The sequence below is a fragment of the Nocardioides sp. Leaf285 genome, assembly GCF_001422955.1.
GTDB classification, from domain to species: Bacteria; Actinomycetota; Actinomycetes; order Propionibacteriales; family Nocardioidaceae; genus Nocardioides; species Nocardioides kribbensis.
The window spans coordinates 121,589-136,658 of sequence record NZ_LMNH01000003.1 but is presented as its reverse complement, the minus strand read 5'-3'; the positions used below and the strand labels follow the sequence as shown (position 1 = coordinate 136,658).

General features: G+C 75.2%; 16 protein-coding genes, 2 tRNA genes and 1 riboswitch. Of the genes, 12 read left to right on the top strand and 6 right to left on the bottom strand.

Translation table 11 applies throughout. From position 1 onward, the window contains the following. Positions 1–11 precede the first annotated feature (11 nt). From ASF47_RS09125 to ASF47_RS20645, 5 genes are all read left to right on the top strand, one after another. Positions 12–1,379, top strand: a complete 1,368-nt coding sequence (locus ASF47_RS09125; RefSeq protein WP_082500316.1) for a hemolysin family protein — start codon at positions 12–14, stop codon at positions 1,377–1,379. Continuing rightward, entirely contained in the window at positions 1,376–2,413 is a 1,038-nt protein-coding gene (locus tag ASF47_RS09120; RefSeq protein WP_056863719.1) for a hemolysin family protein, read from the top strand. Before ASF47_RS09125 ends, ASF47_RS09120 begins: the two co-directional genes overlap by 4 nt. 13 nt (positions 2,414–2,426) lie before the next feature. Beyond that, positions 2,427–3,488 (top strand): zinc-binding dehydrogenase, encoded by a 1,062-nt coding sequence (locus ASF47_RS09115; RefSeq protein ID WP_235558698.1) that lies wholly within the window; start codon positions 2,427–2,429, stop codon positions 3,486–3,488. A gap of 67 nt (positions 3,489–3,555) precedes the next feature. Next, a tRNA-Arg gene (locus ASF47_RS09110) sits at positions 3,556–3,629 on the top strand. 40 nt (positions 3,630–3,669) lie between these two features. After that, positions 3,670–4,299 (top strand): hypothetical protein, encoded by a 630-nt coding sequence (locus ASF47_RS20645; protein ID WP_082500176.1) that lies wholly within the window; start codon positions 3,670–3,672, stop codon positions 4,297–4,299. Here the strand turns inward: ASF47_RS20645 and ASF47_RS09105 are convergent. The 3 genes from ASF47_RS09105 to ASF47_RS09095 form a co-directional block, all read right to left on the bottom strand. Then, positions 4,230–5,939 (bottom strand): SpoIIE family protein phosphatase, encoded by a 1,710-nt coding sequence (locus ASF47_RS09105; RefSeq protein ID WP_056863718.1) that lies wholly within the window; start codon positions 5,937–5,939, stop codon positions 4,230–4,232. The two genes, ASF47_RS20645 and ASF47_RS09105, sit on opposite strands and share 70 nt — an antisense overlap. 92 nt (positions 5,940–6,031) lie before the next feature. Next, complete coding sequence (locus tag ASF47_RS09100) at positions 6,032–6,700, bottom strand: helix-turn-helix transcriptional regulator (RefSeq protein WP_056863717.1); 669 nt, start codon at positions 6,698–6,700, stop codon at positions 6,032–6,034. A 71-nt stretch (positions 6,701–6,771) separates the two neighbouring features. After that, positions 6,772–7,419, bottom strand: a complete 648-nt coding sequence (locus ASF47_RS09095; protein ID WP_056863716.1) for a response regulator transcription factor — start codon at positions 7,417–7,419, stop codon at positions 6,772–6,774. Positions 7,420–7,489: 70 nt separating this feature from the next. Here ASF47_RS09095 and ASF47_RS09090 point away from each other — a divergent pair, with 70 nt between their 5' ends. Then, positions 7,490–8,332, top strand: a complete 843-nt coding sequence (locus ASF47_RS09090; protein WP_235558756.1) for a PIG-L deacetylase family protein — start codon at positions 7,490–7,492, stop codon at positions 8,330–8,332. Here ASF47_RS09090 and ASF47_RS09085 read toward each other — a convergent pair. Continuing rightward, positions 8,305–9,378 (bottom strand): adenosine deaminase, encoded by a 1,074-nt coding sequence (locus tag ASF47_RS09085; RefSeq protein WP_056863714.1) that lies wholly within the window; start codon positions 9,376–9,378, stop codon positions 8,305–8,307. The two genes, ASF47_RS09090 and ASF47_RS09085, sit on opposite strands and share 28 nt — an antisense overlap. Then, the gene (locus ASF47_RS09080; RefSeq protein WP_056863713.1) at positions 9,375–10,100 is read right to left on the bottom strand and encodes a DsbA family protein; all 726 of its coding nucleotides are present in this window, start codon (positions 10,098–10,100) and stop codon (positions 9,375–9,377) included. The genes ASF47_RS09085 and ASF47_RS09080 overlap by 4 nt, the downstream gene beginning before the upstream one ends. Positions 10,101–10,208: 108 nt before the next feature. Between ASF47_RS09080 and orn the strand changes: the two genes are divergently transcribed. From orn to ASF47_RS09060, 4 genes are all read left to right on the top strand, one after another. After that, a complete protein-coding gene (gene orn, locus ASF47_RS09075) occupies positions 10,209–10,835 on the top strand; it encodes an oligoribonuclease (protein WP_056863712.1) in 627 nt (208 codons plus the stop codon). A gap of 49 nt (positions 10,836–10,884) precedes the next feature. Beyond that, positions 10,885–10,957, top strand: a tRNA-His gene (locus ASF47_RS09070). A 124-nt stretch (positions 10,958–11,081) separates the two neighbouring features. Next, positions 11,082–11,753: a Type 1 glutamine amidotransferase-like domain-containing protein gene (locus tag ASF47_RS09065; protein WP_056863711.1), complete on the top strand. Its 672-nt coding sequence runs from the start codon at positions 11,082–11,084 to the stop codon at positions 11,751–11,753. 31 nt (positions 11,754–11,784) lie between these two features. Continuing rightward, positions 11,785–12,558: a hypothetical protein gene (locus ASF47_RS09060; protein WP_056863710.1), complete on the top strand. Its 774-nt coding sequence runs from the start codon at positions 11,785–11,787 to the stop codon at positions 12,556–12,558. Positions 12,559–12,562: 4 nt separating this feature from the next. Here the strand turns inward: ASF47_RS09060 and ASF47_RS09055 are convergent, their stop codons facing one another. Then, positions 12,563–13,168 (bottom strand): hypothetical protein, encoded by a 606-nt coding sequence (locus tag ASF47_RS09055; protein WP_056863709.1) that lies wholly within the window; start codon positions 13,166–13,168, stop codon positions 12,563–12,565. 115 nt (positions 13,169–13,283) lie between these two features. Further along, positions 13,284–13,416, top strand: a riboswitch (cobalamin riboswitch). A gap of 74 nt (positions 13,417–13,490) precedes the next feature. On the opposite strand from ASF47_RS09055, the gene ASF47_RS09050 reads away from it, so the two are divergent. Beyond that, positions 13,491–14,399: a nitrite reductase gene (locus ASF47_RS09050; protein WP_056864545.1), complete on the top strand. Its 909-nt coding sequence runs from the start codon at positions 13,491–13,493 to the stop codon at positions 14,397–14,399. Further along, entirely contained in the window at positions 14,396–15,064 is a 669-nt protein-coding gene (locus ASF47_RS09045; RefSeq protein ID WP_056863708.1) for a precorrin-8X methylmutase, read from the top strand. Before ASF47_RS09050 ends, ASF47_RS09045 begins: the two co-directional genes overlap by 4 nt. The last annotated feature ends 6 nt before the right edge of the window (positions 15,065–15,070 follow it).

Below are 15,070 nucleotides of genomic sequence, written 5' to 3'. Positions count from 1 at the left end.
AGGTGGAGCGCGTGAACGAGTGGTTCATGCTGGGCATCGGCCTGGTCCTGACCGTGGGGACCGGGCTTTTCGTCGCCTCGGAGTTCGCCTTGGTCAACCTCGACCGGCACGACCTCGAGAAGCGCCAGGCCGGCGGTGAGCAGCGCCTGGGCACCACCATCAAGGCCCTGCGGATCACCTCGACCCACCTGTCGAGCGCGCAGCTGGGCATCACGCTGACGACGCTGCTGACCGGCTACACCTTCGAGCCGGCTGTCAGCTCGCTGCTCGAGGAGCCCCTCGGCGGCCTCGGGGTGCCCGACGCCGCCGTCGTCGGCGTCGGGGCGGTCATCGGCATCCTGCTCGCCACCCTCTTCTCGATGGTGATCGGCGAGCTCGTGCCCAAGAACTTCGCCCTCGCGGTGCCCCTGGCCACCGCCAAGGCCGTCGTGCCCTTCCAGACGGCGTTCACCACCGTGTTCAAGCCGGTGGTCATGCTGCTCAACAACACCGCCAACGGCCTGATCCGCTCCATGGGCGTGGAGCCGCAGGAGGAGCTCAGCGGTGCGCGCAGCGCCGACGAGCTGACCTACCTGATCCGTCACTCCGCCTCGGCCGGTCTGCTCGAGGAGGACGACGCGACGCTGCTCGACCGCAGCCTGCGCTTCACCGAGCGCGACGCCTCCGACGTCATGACCCCGCGCATCCGGATGTCGTCGGTCGAGGCCGGGGCGAGCGCCGCGGAGGTGATCGCGGTGGCCGCGGCCACCGGTCACTCACGGCTGCCGGTCATCGAGGAGGGCCCCGACGACATCGTCGGCTTCCTGCACGTCAAGGCGGCCTTCGCCGTCGACCTCGAGGCCCGCGGCTCCACCACGGCCGCCGACCTGATGATCGAGCCGCTGCGCGTGCCCGAGACCCTGGGCGCCACGGCACTGCTCGACCAGCTGCGCGGCGGCGGGCTCCAGATCGCCGTCGTCACCGACGAGTACGGCGGCACCGCCGGCATCGTCACCATGGAGGACCTCGTCGAGGAGCTCATCGGCGAGCTCGAGGACGAGCACGACCGCTACCACTCCGCCCTGACGCGGCGCGGCCGCTCGATCACCTTCGACGCCACCTGGCGTCCCGACGAGCTGCTCAGCCGCGCCGGCGTGGCCGTGCCCGAGGGCGAGGACTGGGACACCGTCGCGGGCTTCCTGTCCGCCGAGCTGGGCCGCATCCCCGAGGCCGGCGACGAGGTCGTCGTCGACGGCGGCCTGCTGCGCGTCGAGCGCGCGGAGGAGAACAGGGTGACCCGGGTGCGCTACGTGCCCGACGACCCGGTCCCCGCCGACGCCGCAGCCGGCACCGCAGCCGCCCGCGAGGGCGCCGACCCGATCGCCCAGGAGCACGCATGAGCGAGTACCTCCCCGGCCTGGTCTGGCTGGTCGTCCTGCTGGCGGGCAACGCGTTCTTCGTGGGCGCGGAGTTCGCCGTGATCTCCGCGCGCCGCTCGCAGATCGAGCCGCGCGCCGCGGCCGGCAGCCGTGCCGCCAAGACCACCCTGTGGGCGATGGAGCACGCCACCCTCATGCTGGCCACCAGCCAGCTGGGCATCACCGTGTGCTCGCTGCTCATCCTCAACGTCTCCGAGCCGGCGATCCACCACCTGCTGGAGTACCCCCTCGGCCTCACGCCGCTCACCGCCGACGTCATCAGCGTCGTGGCCTTCGTCATCGCGCTGCTGCTGGTGACCTACCTCCACGTCGTGCTCGGCGAGATGGTGCCCAAGAACCTGGCCTTCTCCGTGCCCGACCGCGCCGCGCTGATCCTCGCCCCGGCGCTGGTCTTCGTCTCCCGCGTGGTGCGGCCGCTGATCTGGACGCTCAACGCCATCGCCAACGGCGTGCTGCGCCTCTTCCGGGTGGAGCCCAAGGACGAGGCCACCAGCACCTTCACCCTCGAGGAGGTCGCCGGCATCGTCGAGCAGTCGCGCCGCGAGGGCACCCTCGACGACGCCCCCGGCCCGCTCACCGGCGCCTTCGAGTTCACCGACAAGCTGGCCGCCGACATCGAGGTGCCGTTGGCCGACCTCGTGCTCCTGCCGCCGTCGGCGACCCCGCTCGACGTGCAGCGCGCCGTCGTCCAGCACGGCTTCAGCCGCTACGTCGTCACCGACGAGTCGGGCGAGCCCGTGGGCTACGTGCACATGAAGGACGTCATGGAGCTGCCGCTGGACGACTTCGAGGTGCCGGTGCCGGCCAAGCGCCTGCGCCGTCTCGTGGCCATCCCCCGCGAGGTGGAGCTCGAGGACGCCCTGTCGCGCATGCGCCAGCACGGCTCGCACGTCGCCAAGTCGGTGGACGCCGACGGCCGCACCCACGGCCTGCTCTTCCTCGAGGACGCCATCGAGGTGCTCGTGGGCGAGATCAACGACATGACCGCGGCCTGAGGCGGGCCGCCCCGTGACCTCGCCGGACGGTCCCTCGATGCGGGCCGCCGTGATCACCCACCACGGCGGCCTCGACGCGATCGAGCTGCGCGAGGTCGACCTGCCGCGACCCGGCCCCGACGACGTGCTGGTCCGGGTCGCGGCGGCCGGGTGCAACAACACCGACCTCTGGACCCGCGAGGGCTCCTACGCCGCCTCGGCCGAGGACCCCGACGCCCGCGGCGGCTGGCTGGGCCCGCTCGACTTCCCGCGCGTGCAGGGCGCCGACGTGACCGGCACGGTCGTCGCGGTCGGCAGCGGCACCGCCCCCGACCTCGTGGGCGCACGGGTGCTGCTCGACCCCGCCCTGTACGCCGACCCGGGCCCCGACGCCGCCGTGGTCGACGTGCTGGGCAGCGAGCGCGACGGGGGCTTCGCCGAGCACGTCGTGGTGCCCGCCGCGTGCGCGCACCGGGTGGACGACTCGCCCCTGTCCGACGTGGAGCTCGCCGCGCTGCCGATCGCCTACGGCACGGCCCTGGGCATGCTCGAGCGGGGCGGGGTCGGCGAGGGTCACACCGTGCTGGTCACCGGCGCCTCCGGCGGGGTCGGGCTCGCGGCGGTGCAGCTGGCCCGCGCCCGCGGCGCGCGCGTCGTCGCGGTGTGCAGCGGCAGCAAGGCCCGGGCCGTCCGCGCCGCCGGAGCCGACGTGGTCGTCGACCGGGGGCGCGGGGAGGTGCTCGCCGACGCCGCGGCCGCCGCCCCCGAGGGCTACGACGCCGCGGTCGACGTGGTCGCCGGGCCCTTCCTCGCCGAGGGCCTCGACCTGCTGCGCCGCGGCGGCCGGTGGGTCGTGGCGGGCTCCCTCGACGGCTGGGCCGTCGGGCTCGACGTACGCCGGCTCTACCTGGCCGACCTGTCCCTGGTGGGCTCGACGATGCACACGCGGCGGGTCTTCGCGGCCCTGGTCGACATCGCCCGGCGCGGCCTGGTGCGACCCGTGGTCGCCGAGACCTTCGCCCTCGAGGACCTGGCCCTCGCGCAGGCCCGGCTGGCCGAGCGCGGCCACGTCGGCAAGATCGTCGTCGTGCCCTGACCCGGTCGCGACCGGGCGGCCGCGCCGGTGCGGCATACTGACGCCCGACCGGCCCGGGCCGGTCCACGCCTCCGTAGCTCAGCTGGATAGAGCAGCGGCCTTCTAATCCGCCGGTCGCAGGTTCGAGTCCTGCCGGGGGCGCCCCGTCCACGGAACCGACCCACCCCTCTCGGAGGCCACGGTGCTGCGCACTCCCCCCGCCGTGCTCGTCCCCGTGCTCGTAACCGTGCTCCTCACCGCGGTGATCGCCGGCCTCGTGGCGCCCCCGGTCGGCGCGCTGGCGCCGCAGCCCACCGCCGTGTCGCGGCAGGACCCGGCCGGCGACCTCGTCCAGACCGCCGCCGACGACACCGTGCTGCGCCCCAGCGTCGACGTGCGCCGCGTGGGTTTCCGGGCCGCCGAGCAGCCGCGGGCCCTCGTCGGGCGCGTGCGCTTCGAGGACCTGCGCACGCTGGTGCACCCCGGCGGGCGCCGCTACAGGCAGTACCTCAGCGTGCTGGTCTCCGGGGTCGCCCCCTCCGACATCGCCTACGTCATCACCCGCACCCCCTCCGCCGCGGGCCCCAGCGCCACGCTCGTGGCCGGCAACGCCGCCGCCGACTGCAAGGGCGACACCGTCACCGTCGACCTGGCCGCCGACACGATCGGCTTCCGGCTCCCCGTGCGGTGCCTCGCGCGCGCGGCCGACGGGGCCGACGTCGACCAGGTGCGGCTGCGGGTGTGGAGCCGCGGGGTGAGGGCCTACGCCGACGCAGAGGACCCGGTCGGCCTCGACGTCACCCGGCGCACCGCGGCGCTCTCGCTGCCCTGACCGGCCAGCACCCGCACCACCAGCACGACCACGTCGTCCTCGGTGTGGCGCTCCGACCCGGCCACCAACCGGTCGCAGAGGGTCTCCACGTCGAGGTCCTGCTGGCCGTGCAGGAGGTCGGCGAGGCGTCCCAGACCGACGTCGAGCGGCTGGCGTCGGTGCTCGACGAGGCCGTCGGTGCACATGACCAGCGTGTCGCCCGGCGCGAGCAGCACCTCGTGGTCGGCACGCGCGGCGGCCGGGTCGAGGCCGAGCAGCAGGTCGCTGCGGTGGTCCAGCAGCCGCACCCGGCCGTCGGCGCCGAGCAGCAGCGGCGGCGGGTGTCCGGCGTTGGACCAGCGCAGCGAGCGGCCCTGCACGCCGTCGTGGTCGACGGGAGGCCCGAGCCGCGCGACGACGGCGGTCGCGGTGGTGTCGAGGCCGAGCCCCTCGAGCGCCTCGTCGAGCAGTGACAGCACCCGCGACGCCGCGGCCTGGGTGGCGTATGCGATCCCGCGCAGCAGGTTGCGCGCCTGCCCCATGAGGGCTGCGGCGTCGCGGTCGTGGCCGGCGACGTCGCCGATCGCGACCACCAGGTCGCCGTCGGGCAGCACGAACGCGTCGTACCAGTCCCCGCCGATGCTGGCCTGCTCGCCCGCGGGCTCGTAGCGCACGGCCACCGCCACGCCCGCGGGCTGGGCGGGCGGGGTCAGCAGGCTGTGCTGGAGCACCTCGGAGAGACGGCGCTCGTCGGCCACCGCCCGACGCTCGGCCTCGAGGACGGCGACGGCGTCGAGGGCGCGCTCGACCGCGCGCGCCACGAGGGCCAGGAAGGCGAGGTGGTCGGGGTCGGCGGCCAGCGCCGGGGGGAGGCGTACGACGAGGTGGCCGCCCCGCTCGCTGCGCGCGCCGGTGACCCGCACCGGCAGCCAGGCCAGCACTCCCCCGTCGACCGGCTCCAGCAGCGGACGGTCGCCGTCCCACGGCGCGGAGGGGGCGGCCGGGAGCGCGGGCGCGCCGGCGCCGGCCTCGTCCACGGCCTCCGCGGCGGGGGTCGAGCGCGGCAGCCTCAGCGCGAGCGCGGGCAGGTCGGCGGGGTCGCCGGCGAGCACCTCGGCGGCGCGCTGCGCGACCTGGGTCGCCGAGGCGGAGCCGCTCAGGGCGATGCCGAGCTCGGAGAGCAGGGCCAGGCGCCGGGCGTCGACGACCTGGCGGGTCGTCTCCACCGAGATGTCGACGACCCCCTCGATGACACCGGCCGCGGAGCGGACCGGCGAGTAGGAGAAGGTGAAGTAGCAGTCCTCGAGGTGGCCGTGGCGCACGAGCGGGATGAGGGCGTCGGCGCTCCACGTGGCCTCGCCCCGCGTCGCCTGCTCGAGCAGCGGCGCGATGCCGTCCCACGCCTCCGGGAACACCGTGCGGGTCCGCTCGCCCAGGGCGGCGGGGTGCTTGTCGCCGATGAGGGCGACGTAGGCATCGTTGTAGAGCAGCACCAGCTCCGGGCCCCAGATCAGCGTGATCGGGAAGCGGCTGCTCCACGCCGTCTCGAGGGCCTGGAGCAGGGTCGGGCTCCACGTGGACGGGTGCCCGACGGGCGAGCGCGACCAGTCGACCGCGCGGTAGGCGTCGGCCAGCGCACCGGCGTGGGCGAAGGGGTCCATCGGCTCAGGCTAGGCAGACGCGCGGGCGGCCCGGCCATCGTCCGGTCGAGGTGGTCTGGACCGGTCTCACCGCTGAGCGCCGGGGCGGCAGGTCAGGAGGCGCGCGTGCCCGTGGGCTGGCGGACCATCTCGGCGTCGCCGAGGCCGTGCTGCAGGCCCCAGGCGACGGCCTGGGTGCGGCGCTCGACGTCGATCTTGCGGTAGGCCCCGCGCACGTAGGTCTTCACCGAGTTGATCGACAGGTAGAGCCTCTTGCCGATCTCGACGTTGGTGTAGCCCTGGGTGATGAGGGCCAGGATCTGCGCCTCGCGCGGGGTGAGGCCGTTGTCGGCGGCGCCGCCGCGGGCGACGACGGCGGCGTGGGCCGCCCGGTCGACGGTGGGACGCGGGCCCGGCGGGGGGCCGACGTGGCGGTGGACCGCCTCGATGCCGGCCACGAGCTGGGCGCCGGTGAGCGACTTCGAGAGCCGGCCGACGACGGGCCCGGCGGGCGCGCCCTGGGCGCTGTGCTCGCGCCAGGTGTAGACGACCGGGCGCGCGCCCGAGGAGGCCGCGAGCGAGCGGAGCATCGAGTGGCTGCTCTGCGAGAGCCGCACCGGCTCGTAGAGGATGACGTCGACCGACCGCGGCTCCACCAGCGCGTCGCCGAGCTCCACCAGCACCACCCGCGAGCGGTAGGGCTCGAGGAGCGCACGCACGCCCGGGAGGACGACGTGGAAGTCGTCGACGAGCGTCGCGACGACGGGTGCGGAGGGACTCACGCCGTCGAATCTATACAGACGCCGTGGCATAAAGCACGACGCCCCTGCGGTCCTCACCCGATCGGGTGAGGTTAGCGGAGCACGCGTGCGTGCTCGGGCGAGAAGCCGTGCTGCATGCCCCACGCCACCGCCTGGGCCCGGCGGGAGACCCCGATCTTGCGGTAGCCGGTGCGGATGTAGGTCTTCACCGAGTTGATGCTGAGGTAGGACCGGTCGGCGATCTCCTGGTTGGACAGGCCCTGGGTGATCAGCGCGATCACCTCGGCCTCGCGCGCCGACAGGCCGTGGTCGCGGCCCGGCCACGCGCCGCGGTCGTGCTCGTCGAGGTCCTCGACCTCACCGGGTCGCACGGTCTCCCCGGCGCAGACCCGGGTGATGGCCTCGACGATGTCGCGCGCGTCGGACTGCTTGGACAGGTAGCCCGACGCCCCGCGGGCGATCGTGCGCTCGACGAGGTCGGCCTGCACGTTCCAGCTGAAGACCACGACCTTGGGCGAGCCGTCGGCGACGAGGTCCTCCAGCTCGATCCCGTCGCCCTGCACCTGGCCGAAGGTGTCGTAGAGCACCACGTCGACGTCGCCGACCACGCCGACGCCGATGTCGAGCTCCACCACGTCGACGCGCGAGCGGTACGGCGCGAGCAGCGCGGCGACGCCGGCGACCACGATCTCGTAGTCGTTGACGACCGCGACGCGCACGGGGCCGGCCGGGTTGCTCATGGCACGACAGTATTCACCCAGCGGGAGGAAGTGCCCACGGGCCGCCGGAATCTAGGTTCTGCCGGTGACGATGACGTCGGATCGGGACGGGGAGCGCGCGCACCCGTCGAGCGCCGGCCACCGTGCCGGCGACGCCCCGGCCACGTCCTCGGTCGCCGACTGGGAGGCCCACCCCCGCTATGGCGCCGTGCCGCTGCTGCGGCTGAGCCACGGCGAGCGGCCCTGCACCCGGCTGGTCGTCGTCAGCGCCCACCCCGACGACGAGAGCCTCGGTGCCGCGGGCCTCATGGCCACGGCCCACCGCCAGGGCGTCCCCGTCTACGTCGTGCTGCTCACCGCCGGCGAGGCCAGCCACCGCCCCTCCCAGCTGATGACGCGCCACGCGCTGGCGACCACCCGGCTGGCCGAGATGGAGAACGCCCTGGCCCGCCTCGCGCCCGAGGCCCCCCTGGTGTTCCTCGGCGCCGCCGACGGCGAGGTCGCCGCCCAGGAGCAGGCCGTCGCCGCGAGCCTCGCCGGCCTGGTGGGCGACGGGTCGAGCACCCTGCTGGCCGCGCCGTGGCGCCACGACGGGCACCCCGACCACGAGGCCGCCGGGCGTGCCGCGGCGGTGGCGGCGCAGCGCAGCGGCGCGCGGCTGCTGGAGTACCCCGTGTCGCTGTGGCCCACCCGCGGCCCCCAGGACGCGCCCTGGGAGCAGATGGTGCGCCTCGACCTCGACCCCGACCTCATCGCGACGAAGGCCCGGGCGCTGCAGAGCCACGTCAGCCAGCTCTCGACCCTGCCCGAGCGGGTCCTGGCCCACTTCCGCGGGCCGGTCGAGCACTACGTCGAGACACCGGTCGAGGTGCCGGTCGAGGTGCCGGTCGAGGTGCCGGTCGAGGGTCAGGCCGAGGACGCCGGTCCGGCGTAGGCGTCGATCTCGGCGAGCACGCGCGCCCGGGTGGCGTCGTCGGCGAACGACGCGCGCACGCCGGCGCGGGCGAGGTCCTTGACCCCGGCCTCGTCGAGGTCGAGCAGGTCGGCGGCGATCTCGTACTCGCGGTTGAGCGTCGTGCCGAACATCGGCGGGTCGTCGGAGTTGATCGTCACCACCACCCCGGCGTCGCGGAAGGCGCGCAGCGGGTGGTCGGCCAGGGTGGCGACGGCGCGGGTGGCGACGTTCGACGACGGGCAGACCTCCAGCGGCACCCCCGTCTCGGCCAGGTGGGCCAGCAGGGCGGGGTCCTGGGCCGCTGAGGTGCCGTGGCCGATGCGCTCGGCCCCCAGCAGGCGCAGCGCGTCCCAGACCGTCTGCGGCCCGGTGGTCTCGCCGGCGTGGGGCACGCTGTGGAGGCCCGCGGCGCGCGCGGCGGCGAAGTGGGGCTCGAACTGCGGGCGCGGCACGCCGATCTCCGGACCGCCGAGCCCGAAGCCGACCAGCCCGTCGGTGGGGTGGCGCAGCGCGAGGTCCAGGGTCAGGTCGGCCGCGGGCAGACCGGCCTCGCCGGGGATGTCGTAGATCCAGCGGAGCACGATCCCGAAGTCGCGCTCGGCGGCGACGCGGGCGTCCTCGATGGCCTCGTTGAAGGCCCCGATCGCGACGTGGGGCTCGCCCCGCAGCGCCTGCACCGAGGTGTAGGGGGTGCAGGTCAGCTCGGCGTAGCGCAGGGACTGCGTGGTGGCCATCTCGCGCGCGATCTCGTAGGTGAGGAAGCGGATGTCCTCGGGGGTGCGCACGAGGTCGACCACCGCGAGGTAGACCTCGATGAAGTGGGCGAAGTCGCGGAAGGCGAAGAAGTCGCGCAGCGCGTCGGGGTCGCTCGGCACGGTGCCGGGGTGGCGCTCGGCCAGCTCGCTGACGATGGCGGGGCTGGCCGAGCCGACGTGGTGCACGTGCAGCTCGGCCTTGGGCAGTCCGGCGACGAAGGCGCGCAGGTCGGGACGGGGGCCGAGCCCCGTCGGGGAGGAGTCGCTCACCCCACGGTCTCGTTGATCTGGTCGAGGATCTGCTCGGGGTCGCCGGAGATCTGCTCACCGTCGAGGAGCACCGTCGGGGTGCCCTGCACGCCGGCGTCCTGGGCGGCGGTGGTGGCGGCCTCGACCCAGTCGACCATCGACTCGCCGAGGATGCCGTCGCTGACCGCCGACTCCTCGGCGCCGGCCTCGACGGCCAGGTCGAGCAGCGCCTGGTTGTCGGGGAAGGGGCCCTCCTCGGAGGGCTGGTTGGCGTAGAGCAGGTCGTGGAACTCCTTGGCGGTCTCCGGGCCGCTCTCCTCGAGCACGACGGCGAAGGCGCTGGTGGCGCGCTCGGAGTAGTCGCCGATCCGGCTCAGCAGGTTGAAGGGGCGGTACTCCACCAGCACCGACCCGTCGTCGGCGAGCTGCTGGAGCTCCTCGCCGGTGCCGGCCTCGAGCTGGCCGCAGAAGGGGCAGAGGAAGTCCTCGTAGATGACGACCTGGTGCGGGGCGTCCTCCTCGCCGATGGTGACGCCGTACTCGCTCTGGCCGGCCGGGGAGGCGGTGACCTCTCCCCCGCCCCGCAGGCTCTGGACCCCGAAGGCGATCCCGACCACGACGACGAGCGCGAACACCACCAGCGTGATGCTGCGGATCGTGCGGCGGCGCTCCGCGCGCTTCTGGTCCTCGAGGGCGGCGGCGGCGCGCTGCGAGCGCTCCTGCTGACTGGGCTTCTTGGCCATGGGGTTTCCTCGGCGGTGCGGGTCGACTGCTGGCGTCCAGAACTCTAGGGGCCCGACCTGAGCCGTCGCTGAGTCGGGCCGAGCGCCTCGGCGCGTAGGGTGCGCGCCATGAATGATCGACTGGTCTGGATCGACTGCGAGATGACCGGGCTCGACCTCGGCGCCGACGCCCTGATCGAGGTGGCGGCCCTCGTGACCGACTTCGACCTCAACGTGCTCGGCGAGGGCGTCGACCTCGTCGTGCGCCCGCCGGCCGCCGCGCTGGAGCAGATGGGCGACTTCGTGCGCGACATGCACGAGAAATCGGGGCTGCTCACCGAGCTCGACGCCGGGCTGACCATGGCCGACGCCGAGGCCGCCGTCCTGGCCTACGTGCGCGAGCACTGCGGCGACGGCAGCCGACCGCCGCTGGCCGGCAACACCGTGGGCACCGACCGCGCCTTCCTGGCCCGCGACATGCCCGAGCTCGAGGCCTTCCTGCACTACCGGATCATCGACGTCTCCTCGATCAAGGAGCTGGCCCGGCGCTGGTACCCCCGGGCCTACTACGCCGCCCCCGAGAAGCGCGGCAACCACCGCGCCCTGGCCGACATCCAGGAGAGCATCGAGGAGCTGCGCTACTACCGCGAGGCGGTCTTCGTGCCCCAGCCCGGGCCCGACAGCGCCGCCGCCCGCGCCATCGCCGCCACCCACGGCGGGTCGATCACGGGCCTCGATTCCACCTCCGGGAGCTGAGTCCCCTACACTTCATCGCGCGGTTCCGGCTCCGTCCGGCGCGCGCATGGTGGGTATAGCTCAGCTGGTAGAGCGCTGCCTTGTGGTGGCAGATGTCGCGGGTTCAAGTCCCGTTACTCACCCCGACACCGAGCCCCCGACCTGGTCCCCAGGTCGGGGGCTCGTCACGTCCGGCACCGATGAGTCCGGGTCGCACCGTCGGTCTGCTCCTGTGCCCGGCTCCCCCACCCGCCCTGGAGGCACCTCGTGAAGCTCCTGCTCACCTCCGGCGGCGTCACCAACGCCGCGATCGGGGCCGCCCTCGTCGACCTGCTGCCCCGGCCGGTCGAGGAGTGCCGCGCCCTCCTGGTGCCGACCGCCCAGTGGGGCCACCCGATGTGCGGGCCCGGCTCGGTGCGCGGAGCCGTGGTGGGCGCGGCGCCGCACGACCAGTCGGGCGTGTCCCTGCCCTGGGCCTCGGTCGGGCTGCTCGAGCTCACCGCGCTGCCCAGCATCGGCGCCGAGCGCTGGGAGCCGTGGGTGCGCGACACCGACGTGCTGCTGGTCGACGGCGGCGACGCGACGTACCTGGCGCACTGGCTGCGGGCCTCGGGCCTGCTCGACGTGCTCGCCACGATGCCCGCGCTGGTCTGGGTGGGCACGAGCGCCGGGAGCATGGTGGCGACGCCGCGGATCGGGGCCGACTTCGTGGAGTGGGCCGGCGCCGAGGACGACCGCACCCTCGGCTGGGTCGACGTGTCGATCTTCCCCCACCTCGACCACCCGCAGATGCCGGAGAACACCCTGGCCGCGGCCCGCAGCTGGGCCGCGGGCCTCGACCACCCCTCCTACGCCCTCGACGACGACTCGGCCCTCGTGGTCGACGACGGCCAGGTCAGGGTCGTCTCCGAGGGGCGCTGGGAGCGGCTCGGGGCCTGACCGGGCTGGTGCGCCCGGGGATGCTGGGGGCATGAGGCTCTCCGCCGCGCCCACCGCGACCGCCGTCGTCGGGCTGGTCGGCCTGCTGACGGGTGCGCTCACCGGGTGCGCGGCGTCGGCCGACGACCTCGCCGCACGCGGCGAGCGCTCCCCGAGCGTGGTCGACGTCGTGGTCGAGCCCGACGCCGCCGACGACGGCGCCGGGCCCCTCTCCGCAGCCAGCCACCACGTGCGGGCGGTGATGCGCGCCGACGCCACGGCCGAGGAGGTCATGGCCCTCTTCGACGCCTACGACGACCAGGTCGACACCGGCGACGTCGTGTCGGTGTCGGTGACCCTGGAGGGGGCCACGGGCGCCTCGCTGGCCTCGGGCGAGGGGGTGGAGGTGTCGCTGCGCGAGGTGGAGGACCTGGTGCGCGCCCAGGCCGACCCGGTGGTGACGTCCTACCTGCTGCAGGACTACCCCGACCTCCCGCTCGTGCAGGTCGGGCTGGCGCCGGTGTCCTTCGCCGAGGTCGTCTCCGTCGCCGACCGCTACCTGCTCCTCGACGACCTCGAGTCGGTCACCGTCTCCTCCGGCGACCTCGTGCTCCGGCGCGAGGCCGTCGACGGGTCGGCCGAGCGGGTCGCCGCCCGCGAGGCCGCGGTGCTGGCCGCCGCCGAGCGCTTCGACCTGCTCGGCGCCGACGTCTCGGGCCGGGGGCCCACCCTCGACGTCGACGTCGCCGACGGCCAGGAGGCCGCCGCCCGCCGCTTCCTCGCGCGCACCGCGACCGACGACGTCGGGCGGGTGGTCGTGCGCTGAGGACTCAGCGCGCGCCCCCGCGCCCGCGGCGTACGCCGAGCAGCGCCGCGCCGCCCGCGAGGGCCAGACCGGCAAGACCCAGGCCGAGCGGGAGGGCGACCCACGCACCGAGGCCGGCGAGCGGCGGCGGCAGCGCGGGGGCCGACTCGACCGCGACGGGCGAGGCGGCGCGCTCGCAGGTGACCTCGACCGACGGCGACGCCGGCCGGATGCTCGAGGTGGCGACCCAGTCGCCCGCGCTGCCGCCCTCACGGCGGTAGGCGCCGTCGACGGGGCCGGGCTCGAGTGTGGCGCCGACCCCGGTGTCGCGGACCGTGCAGGCCGGGACGACCTCGGCGTCGTAGGTCCACACCAGCGCCGGGCCGTCGTCGGCGAGCTCCACGACGTGGGGGCGGCCGTCGGCGGGCACGAGGGCGGCCTGCGACCAGCGGTAGCCGTCGGCGTGGCTCAGCGCGAGCACCGCCGACGCCACCACGGCCACGAGGAGCAGCAGGGCCGCGGTGGCCGCGAGGGCGGGGCCTCGCGGGTCGCGCCGGCCCGGGTCGCGCGGGTCGCGCGCGGCGGGCCGGGCGACGTCGGTGGCGGCGGGCTCGGACTCGCACTCGGTCACGGACGCATCCTGCCACCCGTCCGACGCGGACGTGGGGCGCGCGCGGGAGCGGTCGTTGGTAACGTGCGGGACGCCAGTCGACCCCCGGGTGCGCCGCGAGGCGGGCCCGGAGGTCAGGGAACCCGGTGAGAGTCCGGGACTGACGCGCAGCGGTATGGGTGACGGGCGGGACCTCTGTCTCACGACAGGCCACTGGACGAGAGTCCGGGAAGGTGTCCCGCGCCGGGTGATCCCGAGTCCGAAGACCTGCTGGCCCTTGCGGCAGCCGCCGTGAGGTCGTGACGGGCTTCGCGCACGAGCCCCGGCCTCCGGAGTGACCTCCATGCCCGACCTGACCCTCCCCACCGCGCGCCGGCGGCGCGACCGCTGCCCGGGGGTGACCCGCCCGTGGCTGGCCGACGACGGCGCCCTGGTGCGCCTGCGCCTGGTGGGCGGTGCGCTGCCGGCGCCCGCCCTGCTGCGGCTCAGCGAGGTCGCCCAGCGCTGGGGCGACGGCGACGTGCACCTCACCGCCCGCGCCAACCTGCAGCTGCGGGCGCTGCCCCACGACGGCGAGCGCCTCACGCCCCCCGTCGCCGAGGCCCTCGCCGCGACCGGGCTGGTGCCGGCCCCGAGCCACGACCTGGTGCGCAACGTCATGGTCTCGCCGCAGTCGGGCCTGGCCGGCGGGCGCGCCGACCTGCGGCCCGTCGCCGCCCTGCTCGACTCCCTGCTGCGCGCCGACGACGGGCTCACCGCGCTCCCGGGCCGCTTCCTGCTGACCCTCGACGACGGTCGCGGCGACCTGCACGAGGCGCCCACCGACCTCGGCCTGGTCGCCCTCGACGCCACCCGGGCCCAGCTGCGCGTCGGCGCCCGGGGCTGGGGCGCGGTGGTCGACCTGCCCCGGGCACCGCAGGCCGTGCTCGACCTCGCCCGCGACTTCCTGCGCCTGCGCGGCGGGGGACCCGACGCCCCCTGGCACGTCGACGAGCTGGCCGGTCTCGGCGTGCCGCTCGCCCACCCCCTCGCGCGCCCGACCGACCCCGACCCGGCCGCGCTGGTCACCGCCGACCCCCTGCCGGCCGGCCGCGTGCCGGGCGGCACCCACGTGCTCGCCCCCGAGGGCCGCCTCGACCCCGCCCTGGCCCGCGCGCTGTGCCGCACGGGCACCGAGCTCGTGGTCACCCCGTGGCGCGGCGTGCTCGTGCCCGACCTCGCCCCCGCCCCGACCCAGGAGACCGCGCGATGACCACGCTGCTGCGCCGGCCCGGCCGCCACTACCCCTACGTCGCCCTCGGCCCGGAGATCTACCTCGACTCCTTCGCCACCATCCGACGCGAGGCCGACCTGTCGGGCGTGCCCGAGGAGGCCGAGAAGGTCGCGGTGCGGATGATCCACGCCAGCGGCCAGGTCGACCTGGCCGCCGACCTCGTGCTCCACCCCGACCTCGGCCGCGCCGGGCGCGAGGCGCTGGCCGCCGGCGCCCCGATCCTCACCGACGCCCGCATGGTGGCCATGGGCATCACGGCGGGCCGGCTGCCGGCCGCCAACGAGGTCCGCTGCTTCCTCACCGACGAGCGGGTGCCCGCCCTGGCCCACGACTGGGGCACCACCCGCAGCGCGGCCGCGGTGTCGCTGTGGGAGCCCCACCTCGAGGGCGCGGTCGTCGCGATCGGCAACGCCCCCACCGCGCTCTTCCACCTGATGGAGATGCTCATCGACGGCGCCCCGCGACCGGCTGCGGTCGTGGGCTGCCCGGTGGGCTTCATCGGCGCCGCGGAGTCGAAGCAGGCGCTGGCCTCGCTGGCCGCCGACCACGGGATCGACGTGCCCTTCGCGACCGTGCGGGGTCGCCGCGGCGGCTCGGCGATGGCCTCGGCCGCCGTCAACGCCCTGGCCCAGGAGGCGGAGTGACCAGCC

Bases quoted from the DNA above. Each gene is read 5' to 3' on its own strand.
- ASF47_RS09045 (WP_056863708.1), top strand. From the start codon at position 14,396: ATGACCACGCTGCTGCGCCGGCCCGGCCGCCACTACCCCTACGTCGCC.
- orn (WP_056863712.1), top strand. From the start codon at position 10,209: ATGAATGATCGACTGGTCTGGATCGACTGCGAGATGACCGGGCTCGAC.
- ASF47_RS09060 (WP_056863710.1), top strand. From the start codon at position 11,785: ATGAGGCTCTCCGCCGCGCCCACCGCGACCGCCGTCGTCGGGCTGGTC.
- ASF47_RS09105 (WP_056863718.1), bottom strand. From the start codon at position 5,939: ATGGACCCCTTCGCCCACGCCGGTGCGCTGGCCGACGCCTACCGCGCG.
- ASF47_RS09090 (WP_235558756.1), top strand. From the start codon at position 7,490: ATGACGTCGGATCGGGACGGGGAGCGCGCGCACCCGTCGAGCGCCGGC.
- ASF47_RS09050 (WP_056864545.1), top strand. From the start codon at position 13,491: ATGCCCGACCTGACCCTCCCCACCGCGCGCCGGCGGCGCGACCGCTGC.
- ASF47_RS09080 (WP_056863713.1), bottom strand. From the start codon at position 10,100: ATGGCCAAGAAGCCCAGTCAGCAGGAGCGCTCGCAGCGCGCCGCCGCC.
- ASF47_RS09120 (WP_056863719.1), top strand. From the start codon at position 1,376: ATGAGCGAGTACCTCCCCGGCCTGGTCTGGCTGGTCGTCCTGCTGGCG.
- ASF47_RS09095 (WP_056863716.1), bottom strand. From the start codon at position 7,419: ATGAGCAACCCGGCCGGCCCCGTGCGCGTCGCGGTCGTCAACGACTAC.